The 22,040-nt window shown below is 60.2% G+C and carries 18 protein-coding genes and 2 tRNA genes; 16 read left to right on the top strand and 4 right to left on the bottom strand.

The window, feature by feature from the left end; genetic code table 11:
- The first annotated feature begins 1 nt into the window (after position 1).
- The 10 genes from IE038_RS08435 to IE038_RS08390 all read left to right on the top strand — a co-directional run bounded on the left by IE038_RS08435 (position 2) and on the right by IE038_RS08390 (position 12,948).
- Positions 2-1,432 (top strand): N-acetylmuramoyl-L-alanine amidase, encoded by a 1,431-nt coding sequence (locus IE038_RS08435; protein ID WP_229775642.1) that lies wholly within the window; start codon positions 2-4, stop codon positions 1,430-1,432.
- Positions 1,429-3,324, top strand: a complete 1,896-nt coding sequence (mutL, locus tag IE038_RS08430; RefSeq protein WP_189395456.1) for a DNA mismatch repair endonuclease MutL — start codon at positions 1,429-1,431, stop codon at positions 3,322-3,324. Before IE038_RS08435 ends, mutL begins: the two co-directional genes overlap by 4 nt.
- Before the next feature lies 1 nt (position 3,325).
- Positions 3,326-4,300: a tRNA (adenosine(37)-N6)-dimethylallyltransferase MiaA gene (miaA, locus tag IE038_RS08425; RefSeq protein ID WP_163936845.1), complete on the top strand. Its 975-nt coding sequence runs from the start codon at positions 3,326-3,328 to the stop codon at positions 4,298-4,300.
- 97 nt (positions 4,301-4,397) lie between these two features.
- Positions 4,398-4,658 (top strand): RNA chaperone Hfq, encoded by a 261-nt coding sequence (gene hfq / locus IE038_RS08420; RefSeq protein ID WP_065758756.1) that lies wholly within the window; start codon positions 4,398-4,400, stop codon positions 4,656-4,658.
- A 12-nt stretch (positions 4,659-4,670) separates the two neighbouring features.
- Complete coding sequence (gene hflX, locus IE038_RS08415) at positions 4,671-5,972, top strand: ribosome rescue GTPase HflX (protein ID WP_189395455.1); 1,302 nt, start codon at positions 4,671-4,673, stop codon at positions 5,970-5,972.
- A 96-nt stretch (positions 5,973-6,068) separates the two neighbouring features.
- A complete protein-coding gene (gene hflK / locus IE038_RS08410; protein WP_189395454.1) occupies positions 6,069-7,229 on the top strand; it encodes an FtsH protease activity modulator HflK in 1,161 nt (386 codons plus the stop codon).
- Entirely contained in the window at positions 7,229-8,098 is an 870-nt protein-coding gene (hflC, locus tag IE038_RS08405; RefSeq protein WP_163935977.1) for a protease modulator HflC, read from the top strand. Before hflK ends, hflC begins: the two co-directional genes overlap by 1 nt.
- A gap of 242 nt (positions 8,099-8,340) precedes the next feature.
- Positions 8,341-9,528: an ATP phosphoribosyltransferase regulatory subunit gene (locus IE038_RS08400; RefSeq protein WP_163935980.1), complete on the top strand. Its 1,188-nt coding sequence runs from the start codon at positions 8,341-8,343 to the stop codon at positions 9,526-9,528.
- Between the two features lie 54 nt (positions 9,529-9,582).
- Complete coding sequence (locus IE038_RS08395) at positions 9,583-10,875, top strand: adenylosuccinate synthase (protein WP_163935982.1); 1,293 nt, start codon at positions 9,583-9,585, stop codon at positions 10,873-10,875.
- 138 nt (positions 10,876-11,013) lie between these two features.
- A complete protein-coding gene (locus tag IE038_RS08390; protein WP_163935984.1) occupies positions 11,014-12,948 on the top strand; it encodes a methyl-accepting chemotaxis protein in 1,935 nt (644 codons plus the stop codon).
- Between the two features lie 48 nt (positions 12,949-12,996).
- On the opposite strand, the gene IE038_RS08385 is transcribed toward IE038_RS08390, so the two are convergent.
- The 4 genes from IE038_RS08385 to IE038_RS08370 form a co-directional block, all read right to left on the bottom strand.
- Positions 12,997-14,562 carry an ABC transporter permease gene (locus IE038_RS08385; protein ID WP_189395453.1) on the bottom strand — a complete coding sequence of 522 codons (1,566 nt, stop codon included), beginning with the start codon at positions 14,560-14,562 and terminating at the stop codon, positions 12,997-12,999.
- Positions 14,562-15,575, bottom strand: a complete 1,014-nt coding sequence (locus IE038_RS08380) for an extracellular solute-binding protein (protein WP_163935986.1) — start codon at positions 15,573-15,575, stop codon at positions 14,562-14,564. The genes IE038_RS08385 and IE038_RS08380 overlap by 1 nt, the downstream gene beginning before the upstream one ends.
- A gap of 204 nt (positions 15,576-15,779) precedes the next feature.
- Positions 15,780-15,866, bottom strand: a tRNA-Leu gene (locus tag IE038_RS08375).
- 81 nt (positions 15,867-15,947) lie between these two features.
- Positions 15,948-16,034, bottom strand: a tRNA-Leu gene (locus IE038_RS08370).
- Between the two features lie 266 nt (positions 16,035-16,300).
- Here IE038_RS08370 and rnr point away from each other — a divergent pair.
- The 6 genes from rnr to rplI all read left to right on the top strand — a co-directional run bounded on the left by rnr (position 16,301) and on the right by rplI (position 21,959).
- On the top strand, positions 16,301-18,871 hold the full coding sequence (gene rnr / locus IE038_RS08365; RefSeq protein ID WP_189395452.1) for a ribonuclease R: 2,571 nt from the start codon (positions 16,301-16,303) through the stop codon (positions 18,869-18,871).
- Positions 18,868-19,608, top strand: a complete 741-nt coding sequence (gene rlmB, locus IE038_RS08360) for a 23S rRNA (guanosine(2251)-2'-O)-methyltransferase RlmB (RefSeq protein WP_163935989.1) — start codon at positions 18,868-18,870, stop codon at positions 19,606-19,608. Before rnr ends, rlmB begins: the two co-directional genes overlap by 4 nt.
- A 262-nt stretch (positions 19,609-19,870) precedes the next feature.
- Positions 19,871-20,296: a 30S ribosomal protein S6 gene (rpsF, locus tag IE038_RS08355; RefSeq protein WP_065757891.1), complete on the top strand. Its 426-nt coding sequence runs from the start codon at positions 19,871-19,873 to the stop codon at positions 20,294-20,296.
- A gap of 28 nt (positions 20,297-20,324) precedes the next feature.
- Entirely contained in the window at positions 20,325-20,555 is a 231-nt protein-coding gene (gene rpsR, locus IE038_RS08350) for a 30S ribosomal protein S18 (protein ID WP_065757892.1), read from the top strand.
- Between the two features lie 36 nt (positions 20,556-20,591).
- Positions 20,592-21,491: a hypothetical protein gene (locus tag IE038_RS08345; protein WP_163935992.1), complete on the top strand. Its 900-nt coding sequence runs from the start codon at positions 20,592-20,594 to the stop codon at positions 21,489-21,491.
- A 21-nt stretch (positions 21,492-21,512) separates the two neighbouring features.
- The gene (rplI, locus tag IE038_RS08340) at positions 21,513-21,959 is read left to right on the top strand and encodes a 50S ribosomal protein L9 (RefSeq protein WP_065757894.1); all 447 of its coding nucleotides are present in this window, start codon (positions 21,513-21,515) and stop codon (positions 21,957-21,959) included.
- The last annotated feature ends 81 nt before the right edge of the window (positions 21,960-22,040 follow it).

Raw genomic sequence — 22,040 nt, 5'->3', positions numbered from 1 at the left:
AATGGGGATAGGTATGCGCATTCGCGCACTGGTTGCCGTCGTAGGACTATTGCTTACGGTCGTGACCGTTGACGCTTTGGCCATCACTCAAGTCAAAAGCGTGCGTTTGTGGCGGGCTCCGGACAACACCCGGCTGGTGTTCGACCTGTCGGGGCCCGTGCAGCACAGCGTGTTCACGCTGAGTGCGCCTGATCGTCTGGTGATCGACATCAACGGTGCCACGATGGCTGCGCCGTTGTCGCTTTCTACTGCCAATACCCCCATTACCAGTGTGCGTTCGGCGCAACGTACACCGACAGACCTGCGTGTGGTGATCGACCTGAGCAAGGCGGTCAACCCGAAAAGTTTCATTCTGGCGCCGAATCAGCAGTACGGTAACCGTCTGGTGGTGGACCTGTTCGATCAGGAGGCCGATACCTCGCCCTCTACGCCTGCGCCACCGCCGACAACGGCGACCGCGCCTGCGGTGCCGGTCACCCCTGCGCAACCTGCAATCAAGTTGCCGCCGGTGCCGAATGGCAAGCGCGATATCGTCATCGCGATCGATGCGGGGCATGGTGGTGAAGACCCGGGCGCCTCTGGTTCGCGTGGTCAGCATGAGAAAGACATTGTCCTGGCGATCGCCAAGGAACTGCAGCGTCAGATCAATACCGAGAAGGGCTTTCGCGCCGAGCTGACCCGTACCGGCGACTACTTTATTCCGTTGCGTAAGCGTACCGAGATCGCCCGCAAGAAAGGCGCCGACCTGTTCATCTCGATCCATGCCGACGCGGCACCTTCCACCGCGGCCTTTGGTGCTTCGGTGTTTGCCTTGTCCGATCGCGGTGCTACCTCGGAAACCGCGCGCTGGCTGGCGGACAGCGAGAACCGTTCCGACCTGATTGGTGGTGCCGGTAACGTCAGCCTGGACGACAAGGACCGCATGCTGGCGGGTGTGCTGCTCGACCTGTCGATGACCGCCTCGCTGAGTTCCAGTCTGAACGTTGGGCAAAAAGTACTGGGTAACATTGGCCGGATCACCCCGTTGCACAAGCGTCGGGTTGAGCAGGCAGGTTTCATGGTGCTGAAATCGCCAGATATTCCATCGATCCTCGTGGAAACCGGGTTTATCTCTAACGCCAACGAGGCGACCAAGCTGGCAACGCCTAGCCATCAGCAATCGCTGGCGCGTTCTATCCACAGTGGCGTGCGGCAGTTCTTCCAGCAGAACCCTCCACCGGGTACCTATGTTGCCTGGCTGCGTGACAGCGGCAAGATCGCCCAAGGACCTCGTGAACATGTGGTGCGCCCGGGCGAGACGCTGGCGATGATTGCCGTGCGTTATCAGGTCAGTGTGGCGACCCTGCGCAGTGCCAACAGCCTCAAGACCGATGAGCTGAAGGTAGGTCAGAATCTGGATATTCCGGGTGCCACCCTGGCGGCCCAGCAATGAGTACCAGCGCTCGAATCGAGCTGCTTAGCCCGAGGCTGGCCAACCAGATTGCGGCCGGTGAAGTTGTTGAACGTCCCGCCTCGGTGATCAAGGAACTGTTGGAGAACAGCCTTGATTCCGGCGCCCGGCGTATCGATGTGGAAGTGGAGCAGGGCGGCGTCAAACTGTTGCGGGTGCGTGATGACGGTAGTGGTATCTCTGCCGATGACCTGCCGCTGGCTCTGGCGCGCCACGCTACCAGCAAGATTCGCGACCTCGAGGACCTGGAGCGGGTGATGAGCCTGGGTTTTCGCGGTGAGGCGCTGGCGTCGATCAGCTCCGTGGCGCGTCTGACCCTGACCTCGCGCACCCGTGATGCCGACCAGGCCTGGCAGGTCGAGACAGAGGGGCGTGACATGGCACCTCGGGTGCAGCCCGCAGCGCATCCGGTGGGGACGTCGGTGGAAGTCCGCGACCTGTTTTTCAACACGCCGGCCCGACGCAAGTTCCTCAAGACTGAAAAGACCGAATTCGACCACCTGCAGGAAGTCATCAAGCGCCTTGCACTGGCACGTTTCGACGTGGCCTTTCACTTGCGCCACAACGGCAAGACCCTCCTGAGCCTGCATGAGGCCAATGACGATGTGGCGCGGGCACGGCGTGTTGCCGCTGTTTGCGGCCCGGCGTTCCTTGAGCAGGCGTTGCCGATCGAGATCGAGCGTAATGGCTTGCACCTGTGGGGATGGGTCGGCTTGCCGACGTTTTCCCGCAGTCAGGCGGATTTGCAATATTTCTTCGTCAACGGTCGGGCGGTGCGCGACAAACTGGTGGCCCATGCGGTGCGCCAGGCCTACCGCGACGTATTGTTCAACGGTCGGCATCCGACCTTTGTGCTGTTCTTCGAGGTCGACCCGACGGGCGTCGATGTCAATGTGCACCCAACCAAGCACGAAGTACGCTTCCGTGATGGCCGGATGGTGCATGACTTCCTCTATGGCACCCTGCACCGGGCGCTGGCCGATGTTCGCCCGGAAGATCAGGTAGCGGCACCAGCAGCGGTGCCCGAAGCGATTCGGCCGAGTGGGCTGGCGGCAGGTGAGTTTGGCCCTCAAGGGGAGATGCGCCTGGCGGCCAACCTGCTTGAGCAGCCTCCGGCCGAGCCGGCGTCTCGCCCGGCAAGCAGTGGTTCGGGCGCCGGTTATGGGTATCAGTACACCCCGCGTCCTGCCTCGCCGATGCCAACGGCTGAGACACAGAATGTCTATCGTGAGTTCTTTGCCCCGCTACCTGACGCGGCAGCGAGTGCCTTGCCGGAAAGCCAGGGCGACATTCCGCCGCTGGGCTATGCCCTGGCCCAGCTCAAGGGCATCTATATCCTGGCCGAGAACGCCCAGGGGTTGGTGCTGGTGGACATGCATGCGGCCCATGAGCGAATCATGTATGAGCGCCTGAAGATTGCCATGGCCAGTGAAGGGCTCAGCGGCCAACCGCTGCTGGTGCCAGAGTCGCTGGCGTTGAGTCAGCGTGAGGCAGATTGTGCCGAAGAGCATGCCCAGTGGTTCCAGCGCCTGGGCTTTGAATTGCAACGCCTGGGCCCGGAAACCCTGGCGATCCGGCAAATTCCGGCCTTGCTCAAGCAGGCTGAAGCCAATCGCCTGGTTCAGGACGTGTTGGCCGACCTGATGGAATACGGCACCAGTGACCGAATTCAGGCGCACTTGAATGAACTGCTGGGTACCATGGCCTGCCATGGCGCAGTGCGTGCCAACCGCCGCCTGGCGGTGGCAGAAATGAATGGCTTGCTGCGCGACATGGAAAGTACGGAGCGTAGCGGCCAATGTAACCATGGTCGTCCGACCTGGACCCAACTGGGTCTGGATGATCTGGACAAACTGTTCTTGCGTGGTCGTTGATATGCCTGGTTCCAGACCGCCGGCGATTTTTTTGATGGGCCCGACTGCCGCGGGTAAAACCGACCTGGCCATCGAGTTGACCAAGGTATTGCCCTGCGAGCTGATCAGTGTCGATTCTGCGCTGGTCTATCGCGGCATGGATATCGGTACGGCCAAGCCATCCAAGGATATTCTGGCGGCGCACCCGCATCGCTTGATCGACATTCTCGACCCCGCCGAAAGCTACTCTGCCGCCGACTTCCGGCGCGACGCCCTGCAAGCCATGGCCGAAATCACTGCGCGGGGCAATATCCCGCTGCTGGTGGGCGGGACCATGTTGTACTACAAGGCGCTACTCGAGGGCTTGGCCGATATGCCGCCTGCCGATCCGCAGGTGCGCGCTGAAATCGAAGACGAGGCCCAGCGCCTCGGATGGCAAGCCTTGCACGATCAACTGGCGCTCATTGATCCGGTTTCGGCGGCACGTATCCATCCGAATGACCCGCAACGGTTGATGCGTGCCCTTGAGGTCTATCGGGTCAGTGGCCTGAGCATGACGGCCCATCGTGAGCGTCAATCTGCGCAAAGTAGCGCACTAGGCGCGTCGGGACAGGGGCAATTGCCCTATACTGTCGCCAGTTTGGCGATAGCACCGAAGGACCGGCAGGTTTTGCATGAGCGAATTGCGCTGCGCTTTGGTCAAATGCTGGAACAGGGCTTCGTTGAAGAGGTCCGATTGCTGCGGGCCAGAAGTGACTTGCATGCCGGATTGCCGTCTATACGAGCAGTCGGTTATCGCCAGGTCTGGGATCATCTCGATGGCAAGTTGACTTCAGTTGAAATGCAGGAGCGCGGCATTATTGCCACTCGCCAGTTGGCGAAGCGGCAGTTTACTTGGTTGCGTAGTTGGGCTGATCTGCACTGGTTGGATAGCCTGGCTTGCGACAATCTGTCTCGCACCTTGAAATACCTGGGATCGGTCTCCATATTGAGCTGAGTCCTTGCAATTGCCGTCTATCCTTGGGGGTGGGGCGGCTTGAGCCATCAGTTTTTTTTGAATTTTCTTACTATTGATCCTTACAGGAGTGCGGCACATGTCAAAAGGGCATTCGCTACAAGACCCTTACTTGAATACTTTGAGAAAAGAGAAGGTCGGGGTCTCGATCTATCTGGTCAACGGCATCAAACTGCAAGGCACGATCGAATCGTTTGACCAATTCGTGATTCTGCTGAAGAACACCGTCAGCCAAATGGTTTACAAGCACGCTATCTCGACAGTGGTTCCAGTGCGTCCAATCCGTCTGCCAAGCGCAGCTGATGCCGAACACGGTGACGCTGAGCCAGGTAACGCCTGATAGGAGTCTGCTTTGTTCTTTGAGCGCCACGGTGGTGGTGAGCGGGCGATCCTCGTTCACTTGGAAGGTCAGGACCCTGAGGCGCGCGAAGACCCGCAGGAGTTTCAGGAGCTGGCAGTGTCGGCGGGTGCCGATATTGTCGCGTTCGTCACTGTGACGCGACATCAGCCTTCTGCCAAATTCCTGATCGGTACTGGCAAGGTCGAGGAATTGCGCGACCTGGTCAAAGCCGAAGAAGCGGACCTGGTGATTTTCAATCACACCCTTACGCCCAGTCAGGAGCGCAACCTCGAACGTGTTTTCGAGTGTCGCGTGCTTGACCGTACCGGGTTGATTCTCGATATTTTCGCTCAGCGCGCACGTACCCACGAAGGCAAGCTTCAGGTCGAGCTTGCTCAGCTTGAGCACATGAGCACGCGTCTGGTACGCGGCTGGACCCACCTTGAGCGGCAAAAGGGCGGGATTGGCCTGCGAGGGCCGGGTGAAACCCAGCTGGAAACCGACCGTCGCCTGTTGCGAGTACGTCTGCGGCAAATCAAGGCACGCCTCGAAAAGGTACGCAGCCAGCGTGAGCAGGCGCGTCGCGGCCGTAAGCGTGCAGATATTCCGTCTGTCTCGCTGGTGGGGTATACCAACGCCGGCAAGTCGACCCTCTTCAATGCCCTGACCGCCTCCGAGGTGTATGCAGCCGACCAGCTGTTCGCCACCCTCGACCCAACCCTGCGCCGCCTTGAGCTCGACGATGTCGGGCCGATTGTGCTTGCCGATACCGTGGGTTTCATTCGTCACCTGCCGCACAAGCTGGTTGAGGCTTTTCGAGCTACGCTCGAAGAGTCGAGCAACTCTGACTTGCTGTTGCATGTGATCGACGCCCATGAGCCGGAGCGCATGGCGCAGATCGAGCAGGTCATGGCGGTGCTCAGTGAGATCGGTGCCGAAGGCTTGCCGATACTTGAGGTGTATAACAAACTCGACCTGCTTGAAGGGGTAGAGCCTCAGATTCAGCGCAACGAGGAAGGCAAGCCGCAACGTGTATGGGTGTCGGCACGTGACGGGCGCGGTCTGGAGCTGGTCGGGCAAGCGATTGCCGAGTTGCTGGGGGATGACCTGTTCATCGGTACTTTGCGCCTTGAGCAGCGCTATGCGCGATTGCGTGCGCAGTTTTTTGCGCTGGGTGCGGTGCAGAGCGAAGAACACGATGAGGAAGGCAACAGCGTGCTGGCGGTCAGGTTGTCTCGAATCGAGTTCAATCGACTGGTCAGTCGTGAAGGGATGAAGCCGCTGGAGTTCATCGAGCAACACACTTTGCAATAAATGCCAGGCCTAGCGGTCAGGCAGCCGTGACAGGCATTCTGTAGCATTGGACGGCGCGCCGTGAGCGCGTCTTTGCTTTATCAGATGGAGAGCGCTATGGCTTGGAATGAGCCGGGTGGCAACTCGAACAATCAGGACCCTTGGGGTGGACGCCGTGGTGGCGACAAGAAAGGGCCACCGGATCTCGACGAAGCCTTCCGCAAGCTGCAGGACAGCCTGAACGGTATGTTCGGCAGTGGCAAGAAACGTGGCGGCGACAGCGGCACCAGCAAGGGCGGTGGTTTTGGCCTGCTGGGTGTCGGCCTTGCCGTCTTGGCGGCTATCTGGCTTTACAGTGCCGTCTATGTGGTTGACGAGCAGGAACAGGCAGTCGTCCTGCGCTTTGGCAAATACTACGAAACGGTTGGCGCGGGCCTGAACATCTACTTCCCGCCGATCGATCGCAAGTACATGGAAAACGTCACTCGCGAGCGTGCCTATACCAAGCAGGGGCAAATGCTGACGGAAGACGAGAACATCGTCGAAGTACCGTTGACCGTGCAGTACAAGATCACCAACCTGCAGGACTTCGTGCTGAACGTCGATCAGCCTGAAGTCAGCCTGCAGCACGCGACCGACAGCGCCTTGCGCCACGTGGTGGGTTCTACCGCGATGGACCAGGTGCTGACCGAAGGTCGTGAGCAGATGGCGGTCGAGATCAAGGATCGCCTGCAGCGTTTCCTCGACACCTACCGTACCGGTATCACCGTTACCCAGGTGAACGTGCAGAGCGCGGCAGCCCCGCGTGAAGTGCAGGAAGCCTTTGATGACGTGATTCGTGCTCGTGAAGACGAGCAGCGTGCCCGTAACCAGGCTGAAACCTACGCCAACGGCGTGGTGCCGGAAGCTCGCGGTCAGGCGCAGCGGATCATCGAGGATGCCAACGGTTATCGCGACGAAGTGGTTTCCCGTGCCAAGGGTGAGGCGGACCGCTTTACCAAGCTGGTGGCCGAGTACCGCAAGGCGCCTGAAGTGACCCGTCAGCGTCTGTACCTGGAAACCATGCAGGAAGTCTATAGCAACACCAGCAAGGTGCTGGTCTCCGGCAAAGACGGCCAGAGCAACCTGCTCTACCTGCCGCTGGACAAGATGATCGACAACACGCGCACTAGCGCGCCTGTCAGCAGCGCGCCGGTTTCGGTCAACGAAGCAGCCAACCGTGCTGCCGCTGATCTGCAACAGCAGCAACGTGAGTCGCGTTCTAGGGAGAGCCGCTGATGAGCAATAAATCGCTGATCGCCCTGATCGTTGGCGTAGTGCTGGCGATCGTGGCCTGGAACAGCTTCTACATCGTTGCCCAGACCGAGCGCGCCGTATTGCTGCAATTCGGTCGTGTGGTGAAAACCGACGTACAACCTGGCCTGCATGTGAAGGTACCGTACGTTAACCAGGTGCGCAGGTTCGATGCTCGCCTGATGACCCTCGATGCTCCGACCCAGCGTTTCCTGACGCTGGAGAAGAAAGCCGTGATGGTCGATGCCTACGCCAAATGGCGGGTCAAGGATGCAGAGCGCTTCTACACCGCGACCTCTGGCCTGAAGCAGATCGCTGACGAGCGTCTGTCGCGTCGTCTGGAAAGCGGCCTGCGCGACCAGTTCGGCAAGCGTACCCTGCATGAAGTGGTATCGGGTGAGCGTGACGCCTTGATGGCAGACATCACCGCTTCGCTGAACCGCATGGCCAACAAAGAGCTGGGTATCGAAGTGGTCGATGTCCGGGTCAAGGCCATCGACTTGCCGAAGGAAGTGAACCGCAGCGTGTTCGAGCGTATGAGCACTGAGCGTGAGCGTGAAGCCCGTGAGCACCGCGCCAAGGGTAACGAGTTGGCTGAAGGTATTCGTGCCGATGCTGACCGTCAGCGCCGCGTTCTGCTGGCTGAAGCCTATCGCGAGTCGGAAGAGGTGCGTGGTGATGGCGATGCTCAGGCAGCGTCCATCTATGCCAAGGCCTATGGCCAGGACCAGGAGTTCTACGCGTTCTACCGTAGTCTCAGGGCCTACCGTGAGAGCTTCGCGAACAAGAGCGATGTGCTGGTACTCGACCCAAGCAGCGATTTCTTCCGCTTCATGGGCAAGACCAAGCCTTGATGATGTACCCCGCCGGGCGGCTAATACCTCTGGCGGGGTGATCCTGCGCGAAAACGGGTGTATGATGCGGCAGCCGGGAAATTCCCGGCTTTTTTGCGTCTGCATGTTTGATCGGCAGGGCAGCAAGGTTTTCGAGGGTATCGCCCCGGCTTGAAGCGCCTGTACAGGCGGCGTCAGGCGATACCTGCTTCACTCAAGGCGGGCCTGCGGACAGGCCGTCGGGACCCAAGGGGAATGGCGTAATGGCAACGGTAGACCGCTGGCTGCTGCCAGATGGCATCGAAGAAGTACTGCCACCGGAAGCGGCGCGCATCGAAATCGCGCGTCGTCAGGTGTTGGATCTGTTCCAGAGCTGGGGCTACGAGTTTGTCGTAACCCCTCATATCGAGTACCTGGAATCGCTGCTTACCGGTGCCGGCCAGGACCTGGACCTGCGTACCTTCAAGGTCGTCGACCCGCAATCCGGTCGGCAGATGGGCTTCCGTGCCGACATCACGCCACAGGTAGCGCGCATCGATGCGCATACCCTGCGTCGTGAAGGCCCTAGCCGCCTGTGCTATGCCGGCAGCGTGTTGCACGCGCAGCCTCGGGCCCTTTCGACTTCGCGCAGCCCGATTCAGCTCGGTGCCGAGTTGTATGGCGATGCGAGTCCGGTCAGCGACGTCGAAGTAATCAGCCTGATGCTCGCGACGCTGCAGTTGGCCGACGTGGCGGATGTCCACATGGACCTTGGGCATGTCGGTATCTACCGCGGCCTGGCGCGTGCCGCCGGGTTGTCCGGAGCGGTTGAACAGCAGTTGTTCGACGCCCTGCAGCGCAAGGCCGTCGACGAAGTTGAAGCACTCACGGCCAATCTCCCGGCAGAGCTGGGCGGTATGCTGCGTGCCCTGACCGAGCTGTGCGGTGGGCGAGAGGTGCTGGAGGCGGCGCGGGTGCGCCTGGGTCGTGCGCCGGCAGCAGTCCTGGCTGCGCTGGACGATCTGTTGGCAATTGCCGAGCGTCTCTCTGCACGTTATCCAGACCTGCCGCTGTATTTCGACCTGGGTGAGCTGCGTGGTTATCACTACCACACCGGCGTGGTGTTCGCGGTGTTCGTCCCAGGTGTCGGTCAGTCGATCGCTCAGGGCGGTCGCTACGACGACATCGGTGCGGATTTCGGTCGTGCGCGCCCGGCCACCGGTTTCTCTACGGATTTGAAGACCCTGGTCACACTGGGGCGAGCTGAAGTCGTGTTGCCGTCTGGCGGGATCTGGATGCCCGACAGCAGCGATACCGCGCTTTGGCAACAGGTCTGCCAGCTGCGCAGCGAGGGCCAGCGTGTGGTTCAGGCATTGCCTGGGCAACCGTTGTCCGCCGCCCGCGAGGCAGATTGTGATCGGCAATTGATTCAGCAAAACGGGCTTTGGCAGGTTCTGCCACTGGCCATTTGAGTTTTCCCGCCGGCGATGCCCGGCGCCAAGTTTGCGCGAATGAGGACAAGTGTTATGGGTAAGAATGTCGTAGTCCTGGGCACCCAGTGGGGTGATGAGGGCAAAGGCAAGATCGTCGATCTGCTGACCGAACATGCTGCCGCCGTAGTGCGCTACCAAGGCGGTCACAACGCCGGTCACACCTTGGTGATCGACGGCGAGAAGACCGTGCTGCACCTGATTCCATCGGGCGTGCTGCGCGAAGGCGTGCAGTGCCTGATCGGCAACGGTGTGGTAGTTGCACCAGACGCCCTGCTGCGTGAAATCACCAAGCTGGAAGAGAAAGGCGTACCGGTGCGTGAGCGCCTGCGCATCAGCCCATCCTGCCCGCTGATCCTGTCCTACCACGTAGCGCTGGACCAGGCCCGTGAAAAGGCCCGTGGCGAGCTGAAGATCGGCACCACCGGTCGTGGTATCGGCCCGGCCTACGAAGACAAGGTTGCGCGTCGCGGCCTGCGTATCGGTGACCTGTTCCACCGTGAGCGTTTCGCTGCCAAGCTCGGCGAACTGCTGGACTACCACAACTTTGTGCTGGCCAATTACTACAAAGAGCCTGCGATCGACTTCCAGAAGACCCTGGACGAGTGCATGGCCTTTGCAGAAGAGCTGAAGCCGATGATGCTCGACGTCACTGCCGAACTGCACGCACTGCGTCGTGACGGCAAGGACATCATGTTCGAAGGTGCCCAGGGTTCGCTGCTGGATATCGACCACGGTACCTACCCGTATGTCACCAGCTCGAACACCACTGCTGGCGGTATCGCCACCGGTTCCGGTTTTGGCCCTATGTACCTGGACTACATCCTGGGTATCACCAAGGCCTACACCACTCGCGTTGGCTCCGGTCCGTTCCCGACCGAACTGTTCGACGACGTAGGTGCTTTCCTGGCCAAGCGTGGCCATGAGTTCGGTGCGACCACAGGCCGTGCCCGCCGTTGTGGCTGGTTCGATGCCGTGATCCTGCGTCGCGCTATCGAGATCAACAGCATCTCCGGCCTGTGCCTGACCAAGCTGGACGTCCTCGACGGTCTGGAAACCATCCGTATCTGCGTTGGCTACAAGAACGAGAACGGTGCCGTTATCGATGCCCCGACCGATGCCGACAGCTACATCGGCCTGGAGCCGGTCTACGAAGAAATGCCGGGCTGGAGCGAGTCGACCCTGGGTGCCAAGACCCTGGAAGAACTGCCGGCCAATGCCCGTGCCTACATCAAGCGTGTGGAAGAGCTGGTCGGCGCGCCGATCGACATCATCTCCACCGGCCCGGACCGCAACGAGACCATCGTGCTGCGTCATCCGTTTGCCTGATACACGTTTGCGGTAAACACAAAGGCCCCTATTCAGGGGCCTTTGTTGTTTCTGTGTCTTTACGGCACGAGCCTTGCTGTAAGAACTGCTCAAGGTGAGCCATCATTTTAATGGCGCCAGAAAGTAGAGGGTTCTTTCGTGTCAGCCGTTCTCTCACTGTTACGAAGCCGCCTATTGCGGCCTGTCTTTGTTGCCCTTGGTATCGCTCTTTTGGTGCAAGTGCTGGTAGCGGTAGCGCTTACCCGGAGCACGGTGACCACGCTTGAAGCGGATTTGGGTAATCGTTTGGGTGTCGACAGTCAGAAATTGTCGGCGGAATTGGAGCGTGCAGAACAGGAGGTCAGCGCCGGTCTGGATAGTCTCTCGGCCAGCACCCGTCAGCGTCTGACTGCCGGGCTGTCGGCTCGCCTGCAAAGCGAGCAGGCGCAGCTACGTGCCAGTCTGGAGAAAAACCTCAAGGACTCGGCCAATGACATGGCCGAGTTGCTGGCCTCCGTGGCGCCAAGGGCGATGTGGGATAACGATGTGCCGACCTTGTCCGAGTTCTCGCGACGTGCCCAGCGTAATCCCAATGTGCTCTTTGTGGTGTACGACGATGCTCAGGGCCAGCACCTTACCCGTTACTTGAACCGGCAGAACCCGATCAATCAGGCCTTGCTGGAAAAGGGTGAGGGTGAGCGGGCATTGGACAAAGTGGTCAATGCTGCGCGCCATGATTCGTCGGTGTACTTCGTCGAGGCGCCGATCAACCCTAACGGTGTCGAGATCGGCAAGGTGCTCATGGGGGTTTCCACGGCAGCGGTTGAACAGCAGCTTCAGGCCTTGGACCAGCGCTTCGCGGCGTTGATCGCCAGTGGTGACCAGTTGGTGGGCGAGAGCCTGATGGGCGCGGCAGCCGACAGCACCAAAGCGCTGCGTGCGCGATTGGAGGCAGCTCAGGCCAGTGCCGCCGGCATGCAGGCGAATACCGCGCAGAGCGTTCAGGAAGCGGCTGCGACGCTGCGTTGGAATATCGGTCTGGGGCTGGCGTTGGTCGGTTTTGGTGTGCTCTTGGTTGTGGCGGTGGTACTGGGGCATCGGGTCGTCAACAAGTTGCGCCTGCTCATTGCTGCGCTCAACGACCTGGCTGCTGGCGAAGGCGACCTGACCAAGCGTGTGCCGATTGATAGTCGCGATGAAATTGGTGACATGGCGACGGCGGTCAATCGCTTTGTCGACAAGTTGCAGCCGATTGTTCGCGAAGCGGGTGAAGTGGCGCAGCGTACTGGCATCGAAATCGGTGTCATGGCCCAACACAATGCCGGTGCCGATGCAGCAGCCGAATTGCAGCGCGATGAAGTGGCTGAAAGCCTCCGAGCCTTGTCGACAATGGCTGATGAGGCGCAGAACGAAAGCCAGGTAATGCAGTCTGCCCTGCAGCAGGTTGTGGATATTCGCCAGGCCACGGATGAAGGCAGTCGGACTTCGGCGCAAGTGGCGGGCCTGATCGAGGCCCTGGCCGGGCAGGTGCAGACTGGCTCGAAAGTGATCGAACGGCTGGCCGAGCAGAGCGAGCAGATCGAGGTGGTATTGACGGTGATTCATGGCATTGCCGAGCAGACCAACCTGCTTGCACTTAATGCGGCCATTGAGGCGGCGCGTGCCGGTGAAACCGGTCGGGGCTTTGCCGTGGTCGCAGATGAGGTGCGTGCGCTGGCCAGCAAGACCCAGAGCTCGACGGGTGATATTCAGGCGCATATCGGCGCCTTGCAGCAGGGCGCGCGGGAGGCGGTTGCAGCGATCAGCCAAGCAGGGCGTCAAGCCAGCGAGGGGTTGCTGGTGCTGCGTGACAATGCGCGGGTGCAGCAGGCCGTACAAGCATCGGTCGAGCAGGTGCATGCCGCCATCGGTATGGCGACCCGTGCGGCTGAGGAGCAGGCCAAGGGTGCGCAGGCGGTACGTGGGCGGGTAGAAACCATTCATGAGCAGGCTGAGCGCGCTGCCAGGGTGGTTCAGCAAACGACGGCCAGCAGCAAGGTGCTGGACGATCTGGCGGCTCAACTCAAGGCCAGCCTGGGGCAGTTCCGTGCTTGAGCACCTGATCGACAGCCGCTGATCGTCGATCAGCGGCTGTCGTCTGCATCAGGCCCGGTTCAGATACATGCGGGTGGTCAGCAGGTACACCGGCAGGCCCGAGACAAGGATCAACAGGGCTGCATAAGGTGCTGCTGCTGCGAACTCGACGTTGGCCGTGTGCGCCCAGACCTCGGTGGCCAGGGTGGTCATGCCGGTCGGGCTGAGCAGGAGGGTCGCGGTGAGCTCTTTCATGGCATCCAGAAAGACCAGCGCAAAAGCCGCTGCCAGTGCCGGGAAGATGATTGGCAGGGTGACCCTGCAGAATGCGCCGAACGACGTTGCGCCAAGGGTGCGTGCCGCTTCTTCCAGTTGTGGCGAGGCTTTGTTCAGTGCCGTTCTTACCGGTGCCTGGGCCAGTGGCAGGAACAGCAGGGCGTAGGCCAACAGCAGCAGCCCGGTGGTCTGGTACAGCACGGGCACGTAGTGCAGGGCGAAGTACACCAGCGTCAGGGCAATCACCAGCCCCGGCAGGGCATGCAGCAGGTATGGCAGGCGTTCAGCCCAGAGTGCCAGGCGGCCTTTGTAGCGCACCACCAGGAAGCTCACCGGCAGTGCCAGTAATAGGCTCACCCCGGCACCACCCAGTGATAGCGACAAGGATGACAACAGCGCCCGGCTGATGTCGGCGACCGGGAAGGCCGCCGAAGAGCCGACGCTCAGCCAGTACACGAGCATACCCAGCGGAATGCCGCTACCCAGTAGCATCAATGACAGACAGAACACCTGCGCCATGGGTGTCCAGGCGCGCAGGCGCACGGGGGCGGCTCGGCGTGCCACGCCCTGGCCGATACGTACATGGCGCGCCTTGCCGCGTACCCTCAACTCCAGCCACAGCATCAGCAGGCACATGAACAACAGTACGGCCGAAAGCATGGCGGCGTTGGCGTTGCTGAACTCCAGTTCAAATTGCTGGTAGATCGCGGTGGTGAAGGTTTGCAGGCCGAGGATCGACAGGGCGCCGAACTCCACGAGCATATGCAGGGCAATCAGCAGGGAGCCGCCGAGAATCGACGGCCAGAGCAGTGGCAGGGTGATCCTGAAGAATACCCCCCAGCGATTCTGGCCCAAGGTGCGTGCCGACTCCTCCAGGGACGTGTCGAGGTTGCGCAGTGTCGCGGCCACCGGCAGGAACACCAACGGGTATTTCGACAGGGTCATGACCAGAATTGCGCCACCCAGCCCCTCGAAGCGCGGGCTCAAGGATACCCAGGTAAAGCCGCTGACAAATGCTGGCACGGCAAATGGCAGGCACAGTATGACGCCCCATAGGCGCCTTCCCGGCAGGTCGCTGCGTTCCAGCAGCCAGGCCAGCGCCAGGCCGAGTATCGCGCAAGCCAGCGTAACGCCGACCATCAGCAGCAGGGTGTTGCGCATCAGGCCCCATACAAAGGGGCGCCAGAGCAGGCGCAAGGCTTCGTGTAGCCCGGCCTGCCAGGCCTTGAGCCCGACATACAGCAACGGCAGCAGGCTTAGCCCGACCAGTAGCAGGACCGGCAGCACCACCCAGATCGAAGGGCGCTTTCGTCGTGGCACATAGGTGGTCGAGGCCGCCAGGGGCAGGGCAGCACTCATCAGAGCAGGCCGACTTCGCGTTCGAGTTCCAGGGCTTCCTCGGCGTTACCCAGGTCTGCCGGGGTAATTTTCGGCGGGCGCAGGTCTTCGAATGGCTTCAGGCCCTGGTCGGAAACCATGCCTTTGTGCAGTGGATACTCGGCGGTAGTCTGGGTGATCACCCGCTGGCCTTCTTCGCTGGCCATCCAGGCCAGCAACGCCTGGGCTTCCTGCGGGTGTTTGCTGGCCTTGACGGCTGCAGCACTGGAAATGGTTACCAGGCCACCGGCATCGCCATCAGCGAGGTAGTAGAGTTTCGAGTCGAGTTGGCCGCGCTCTTTTTTCAGGGCGTACCAGTAGTAGTTGTTCACCAGTACGGCAGCGACTTCACCATTTTCCACGGCCTTGAGGGCGACCATGTTGTTGGTGTAGGTCTTGCCGAAGGCCTTCAGGCCGGTCAACCATTCCTCTGCGGCTTCGCGGCCATGCAGTTTGAGGATTGCAACGGCCTGTTCCTGGAAGGCGCCGCTGGTGGGGACGAAGCCGATCTTGCCGTCCCATTCAGGGTTGGCGAAATCCATGACCGAAGGCGGCAGCGCCTTCTCGTCGATCACCTTGGGGTTGAAGGCGACGACGCGAGTACGGGCGGTCACGCCCATCCAGGTGCCATTGTTGGCAACGTACTCTTTGGGTAGAACCTGCAATGTAGAATCGTCGATCTTGGCCAGCAAGCCGAGTTCGCCCAGGTTGTTCAGGGGAGGCGACTCTTCGGTGTAGATGACATCGGCGGGGGAGCGATCACCTTCCTCGATGATCTGGCTGGCCAGCTGATTGCTGCTGCCCTTGCGGATGTTGATGTGAATGCCGGTCTTGGCCTCGTAGGCTTTGGCGATGGCTTCACCGATTTCCTTGTGCTGGCCGTTGTACAGGGTCAATGACACGGAGTCGGCGGCCATGACTTGAGGTGCGCCCAATGCCAGTGTGAACAAGGTGGCGGCCAGGCCGCGAAAAATCGGTTTGATACGAATCGTCATGCGGGTACTTCCTCGCTTACGGGTACAAATCTGGAAACAATAATAAACGATATCGTTTCTCAAGTACGCCTGTGAGGAAAAATTCATGAGCAGGCTACCGTTGGCATTCGTCCGCTGCTGACGGGCAGCCTGGCCGAAGGGTAGGGGGATGGATGGTTTTCGCGAGGCATAAAAAAACCCGCTTTCGCGGGTTTCTTTAGAATATGGTGCCCAGAAGAAGACTCGAACTTCCACGACCGTAAGGTCACCAGCACCTGAAGCTGGCGTGTCTACCAATTTCACCATCTGGGCAAAAGTGAAGCGATGAAGCAAGAAACGGTGTAGCGTGTTGCATAAATTCCAGACGCATTACGCTAATCTGAAATTTGAAATTGGTGCCCAGAAGAAGACTCGAACTTCCACGACCGTAAGGTCACCAGCACCTGAAGCTGGCGTGTCTACCAATTTCACCATCTGGGCATTTCGTTAAGGTCACATGATGCTTCACATCACGTTGCTTCTCAACTATAACGACGGTGTCCGTCGCTGTGGTGCGCACTATACGGATGCTCAAAACAGCTGTAAAGCCCTGTTTGGAAAAAATCTTAAAAAATTCAAGTTGTTGTCCCATGACAGCATTTATAGCGCTTCAAGGGGCTCTGGCGGGGCTGTCCAAGGCCGAAATTTCCGGTTTCAATACGCCTATGCCAAACTAACCCTTATATAGACAAGGTGAACCCCTCCTAATGGCCGATTGGCAGACCCTCGATCCCGAGGCCGCTCGTGAAGCGGAAAAATACGAAAACCCTATTCCTAGCCGTGAGCTGATCCTGCAGCACCTCGCCGAACGAGGCTCGCCAGCTGCGCGAGAGCAGTTGGTGGAGGAGTTTGGCCTGACCACCGAGGACCAGATCGAAGCCCTGCGCCGCCGCTTGCGTGCCATGGAGCGTGATGCCCAGTTGATCTATACCCGGCGCGGCACATATGCCCCGGTAGACAAACTGGACCTTATCCTCGGTCGCATCTCCGGTCATCGCGATGGCTTTGGCTTCCTGATCCCGGATGACGGTACTGAAGACCTGTTCCTCAGTCCGGCGCAGATGCGCCTGGTGTTCGACGGTGACCGAGCCCTGGCTCGCGTTTCCGGTCTTGACCGCCGTGGTCGTCGCGAAGGTGTGCTGGTCGAAGTCATCTCCCGTGCGCATGAAAGTATTGTCGGTCGTTATTTCGAAGAAGGCGGCATTGGCTTCGTGACACCGGACAACCCGAAAATCCAGCAGGAAGTGCTGGTGACCCCGGGTCGCAGCGGCAATGCCAAGATCGGTCAGTTCGTCGAGGTGAAAATCACCCATTGGCCGACACCACGCTTCCAGCCTCAAGGCGATATTGTCGAAGTCATCGGCAACTACATGGCGCCGGGCATGGAGATCGATGTCGCGCTGCGTAGCTATGACATCCCGCATGTCTGGCCTGAAGCTGTCATCAAGGAAGCGCGCAAGCTCAAGCCGGACGTCGAAGAGAAGGACAAGGAAAAGCGCATTGACCTGCGCCACCTGCCTTTCGTCACCATTGACGGCGAAGACGCCCGCGACTTCGACGATGCGGTCTACTGCGAAAGCCTCGGCAAGCTGCGCGTGTTTTCCGGCGGCTGGCGCCTGTATGTGGCTATCGCCGACGTGTCCAGCTATGTTCGTCTCGGTTCGGCACTGGATGCCGAAGCGCAGGTCCGCGGTAACTCGGTGTACTTCCCCGAGCGCGTGGTCCCCATGCTGCCGGAGGAGCTGTCCAACGGGCTGTGCTCGCTGAACCCGCATGTCGACCGCTTGGCCATGGTCTGTGAAATGACCATCAACAAGTCCGGCCAGATGGTCGATTACCAGTTCTACGAAGCGGTGATCCACTCCCATGCGCGGCTGACCTACAACAAGGTCAGCAGCATGCTTGAGCATTCCCGGACGCGCGAAGGCAAAGCCCTGCGTGATGAGTACAACGAAGTGCTGCCGCACCTCAAGCAGCTCTATGCGCTGTACAAGGTGCTGCTGACCGCTCGTCACAGCCGTGGTGCGATTGATTTCGAGACCCAGGAAACCCGGATCATCTTCGGTTCCGAGCGCAAGATCGCGGAAATTCGGCCGACTGTGCGCAACGATGCCCACAAGCTGATCGAGGAGTGCATGCTGGCGGCCAACGTTGCCACTGCCGAGTTCCTCAAGAAGCACGAAATTCCGGCCCTGTACCGGGTGCATGATGGTCCGCCGCCGGAGCGTCTGGAAAAGCTGCGTGCGTTCCTCGGCGAGCTGGGGCTGTCGCTGCACAAGGGCAAGGATGGTCCGTCGCCCAAGGATTACCAGGCGTTGCTGGCGCAAATCGCCGATCGTCCGGATTTCCATCTGATCCAGACGGTAATGCTGCGCTCGCTGAGCCAGGCGGTGTACAGCGCCGACAATCATGGTCACTTCGGCCTGAATTATGAGGCGTATACCCACTTCACCTCGCCGATTCGTCGTTATCCCGACCTGCTGACCCATCGGGCCATCCGCAGCGTGATCCGTTCGCGTCAGGACACTCCGCACGTCAAGCGCGCCGGGGCCATGAGCATTCCGAAGGCGCGGATCTACCCGTACGACGAAAACACCCTGGAGCAGTTGGGCGAGCAGTGCTCGATGAGCGAGCGGCGCGCCGATGAAGCGACCCGCGACGTGGTCAACTGGCTCAAGTGCGAGTACATGAAGGACCGCGTGGGCGAAAGCTTCCCGGGTGTGATCACTGCCGTGACCGGTTTCGGCCTGTTCATCGAGCTGACGGACATCTACGTGGAAGGTCTGGTGCATGTCAGTGCCTTGCCGGGGGATTACTACCACTTCGATCCGGTTCACCATCGGTTGTCTGGTGAACGCACCGGGCGCACTTTCCGCTTGGGCGATACCGTCGAAGTGCGGGTCATGCGTGTCGATCTCGACGAGCGCAAGATCGACTTCGAGATGGCCGAAAAAACCCTTAGTGCGCCGATCGGTCGCAAGCAGCGGTCGGCCTCCGAGCCTGCTGCCGACAAGGCATCGGCGCCAGCGCCGAGCGCCGAGCCATCGCGTCGCAGCAAGAAAAGCGAGACCGCCGAGGCTTACTTCCCGTCCCATGCGGCGGCGAAGAATGCCGAAGTGCGCAAGAGCCGCGAAATGAAAAAGGCCTTGATGGCTGATGCCAAGGGCAGTCATGCCGCTGGCAAGTCGTCCTCGGGCAAGCCTGCGGCCAAGCCGAGCAAACACCGCAAGGGACCGCCGAAGTCTGGTGCTGCTCCCCGTAAGAAGGGCAAGTCATGAGTCAGTTGGAAAAAATCTACGGTGTACATGCCGTAGAAGCCCTGTTGCGTCACCATCCCAAGCGGGTCAAGCAGATCTGGTTGTCCGAGGGGCGCAGCGAGCCGCGTATTCAGGCACTGCTGGAGTTGGCCGGGCAGAACCGCGTAGCGGTTGGTCAGGCTGAACGGCGTGAGCTGGATGCCTGGGTCGAAGGTGTTCACCAGGGTGTGGTGGCCGAGGTCAGCCCGAGCCAGGTCTGGGGCGAGAACATGCTCGAGGAGCTGCTTGAGCGTACCGAGGGTTCGCCGTTGATCCTGGTGCTTGATGGCGTTACCGACCCGCACAACCTGGGGGCCTGCCTGCGTACCGCCGATGCGGCCGGTGCGACAGCAGTCATCGTACCCAAGGACAAGTCGGCGACCCTGACGCCTGTCGTGCGCAAGGTGGCCTGCGGTGCCGCCGAGGTTATCCCGTTGATCGCGGTGACCAACCTGGCGCGAACCCTGGAAAAACTCCAGCAGCGTGGCTTGTGGGTTGTCGGTACGGCCGGCGAGGCCGAGCAGGAGCTGTACCAGCAGGACATGACTGGCCCGATCGTGCTGATCATGGGGGCTGAAGGCAAAGGCATGCGTCGCCTGACCCGCGAGCACTGCGACTTTCTGGTGAAATTGCCGATGGCTGGCAGTGTCAGCAGCCTGAACGTCTCGGTGGCTACAGGCGTCTGCCTGTTTGAAGCGGTGCGCCAGCGTCGCGCATGACGGTCCTTCAAGGCCGGCACTTACAGCGCTGCTGTAGGCGCCGGTCTCGTCGCGAGGGGCTTGAGGCTGTTGTGCTTCTCGCGCATCAGGCTGTTCAAATAATCACCAATCACCTTGCTTGTCTGCGGGCGCTTCTCTACAATTGCGGCCCTTGTCGTGTTGGCAGGCGCGCATGTGCCTCTTTCCAAGGCAGGACATACAAGTGTCATTCACTCCTTGTCTGACCACTCTGGTGGCAGACTACAACCCGTAAGGAGCATTCATGCGTCATTACGAAATCATCTTTCTGGTCCACCCTGACCAGAGCGAGCAAGTCGGCGGCATGGTTGAGCGTTACACCAAGCTGATCGAAGAAGACGGCGGCAAAATCCACCGTCTGGAAGACTGGGGCCGTCGTCAACTGGCCTACGCAATCAACAATGTTCACAAGGCTCACTACGTGATGCTGAACGTTGAGTGCACTGGCAAGGCCCTGGCCGAGCTGGAAGACAACTTCCGTTACAACGATGCCGTGATCCGTAACCTGGTCATCCGTCGCGACGAAGCCGTTACCGGCCAGTCCGAGATGCTCAAGGCTGAAGAGAACCGCAGTGAGCGCCGTGAGCGTCGCGACCGTCCTGAGCATGCTGACAGCGCCGAAGGCGATGACAGCGACAACAGCGACAACAGCGATAACGCTGACGAGTAATCCACGGACCTTTTGAGGAGCCAATTACATGGCACGTTTCTTCCGTCGTCGTAAATTCTGCCGCTTCACTGCTGAAGAAGTGAAAGAGATCGATTACAAAGATCTCAACACCCTGAAAGCTTATGTATCCGAAACCGGCAAGATCGTTCCAAGCCGTATCACCGGTACCAAAGCTCGTTATCAGCGTCAGCTGGCTACCGCTATCAAGCGCGCCCGCTTCCTGGCCCTGCTGCCCTACACCGACAGCCACGGCCGCTGAGACCGGGTCGTCGACAAGTAGCAAGGGATAGAACGCATGCGCGCCTTGGCTGATTTCATCATGCGCGGTCGCGTGCAGGCCACTCTAGTGGTGGTTGGTTGTGCGGCAATGCCGCTGCTGTTCTGGTTGAGTGCCGCCGCTGGGAGCCTGGTGTTCCTGCGGCGCGGTTTCAGTGACGCCTCCGGTGTCCTCGCCTGGGCTTTGGTGCCTGCGTTGGCCTGGTGGTTCTTTGGCGACCCCCGCATCTTGATGGTGCTGGCGGGAACCCTGGGTCTGGCAGCGTTTTTACGCGCCGGGCAGTCCTGGAACAGGGTGCTGTTGATCAGCACTGCCTTGGGGGTGGTGTACGGTGTGGTTCTTGGGTCGGTTTTCCGCGAACCGGTTGAAGCATTGGCACAAGCGCTTGAAAAAGCCTTGCCGCAGATGCTCGACGGGCTCTACCAGCAGTTGACGGTAGAAGAGCGAGCGCACCTGGGTAGCCTTATCGCACCAGTCCTCTACGGCCTGATCGCCGCGTTGTTGCAAGCCGTCAGTCTGTTGGCCCTGATGTTGGGCCGCTACTGGCAGGCAGTGTTGTATAACCCGGGTGGTTTCGGTCGCGAGTTTCGCGCCGTCAGACTACCGCTGGTGCCGGCGCTGGTGCTGCTGGCGTGCATGCTGATCGGGCCCAATTTCGGGGCCGGGTTGGCGATGTTGACGCCGATTTGCAGTGTACCGCTGATGTTTGCAGGGGTTGCCCTGTTGCATGGGTTGGTGGCGCAGGGCCGGCTGGCGAGGTTCTGGCTGGTTGGGTTGTACGTGACACTGCTGCTGTTCATGCAGCTGATTTATCCGTTGCTCGTGGTGTTGGCCATTGTCGACAGCCTGATTGATTTTCGCGGCCGCGGGGCACCCAAAAATGGTGCCGACAACGGTTCCGCGAACGGTGAAGGTTAAAAGTTAAGAGGTTATTACCAAATGGAACTGATCCTGCTGGAAAAAATCGCCAACCTGGGCAACCTGGGCGATAAGGTAAATGTTAAGGCTGGTTACGGCCGTAACTACCTGCTGCCGCAAGGCAAGGCCACCGTTGCCAACGCTGCCAACCTGGCTGCGTTCGAGGAGCGTCGCGCCGAGCTGGAAAAACTGGCTGCAGACAAGAAGTCTTCTGCTGAAACCCGCGCTGCCCAACTGGCCGAGCTGGAAGTGACCATCACTGCCACCGCTGGCGACGAAGGCAAGCTGTTCGGTTCGATCGGCACCCACGACATCGCTGACGCCCTGACCGCCTCCGGCGTTGAAGTGGCTAAAGCTGAAGTTCGTCTGCCGAACGGCACCATCCGTAATGTTGGCGAATACGACGTTGCCGTGCACCTGCACAGCGACGTTGAAGCCACCGTTCGCGTGGTTGTTGTCGCAGCCTAAGCTGTACCAATCGGCTGGCACCTCGCGTGTCAGCCGGTTAACATCGGGCACGATCCTGCTAGGCAGGTCGTGCCCTTTGTC

The organism is Pseudomonas laurentiana (assembly GCF_014648275.1).
Classification (GTDB): domain Bacteria; phylum Pseudomonadota; class Gammaproteobacteria; order Pseudomonadales; family Pseudomonadaceae; genus Aquipseudomonas; species Aquipseudomonas laurentiana.
Note: the sequence above shows the minus strand (reverse complement) of the source record. Positions and strands in the feature narration are given on the sequence as shown.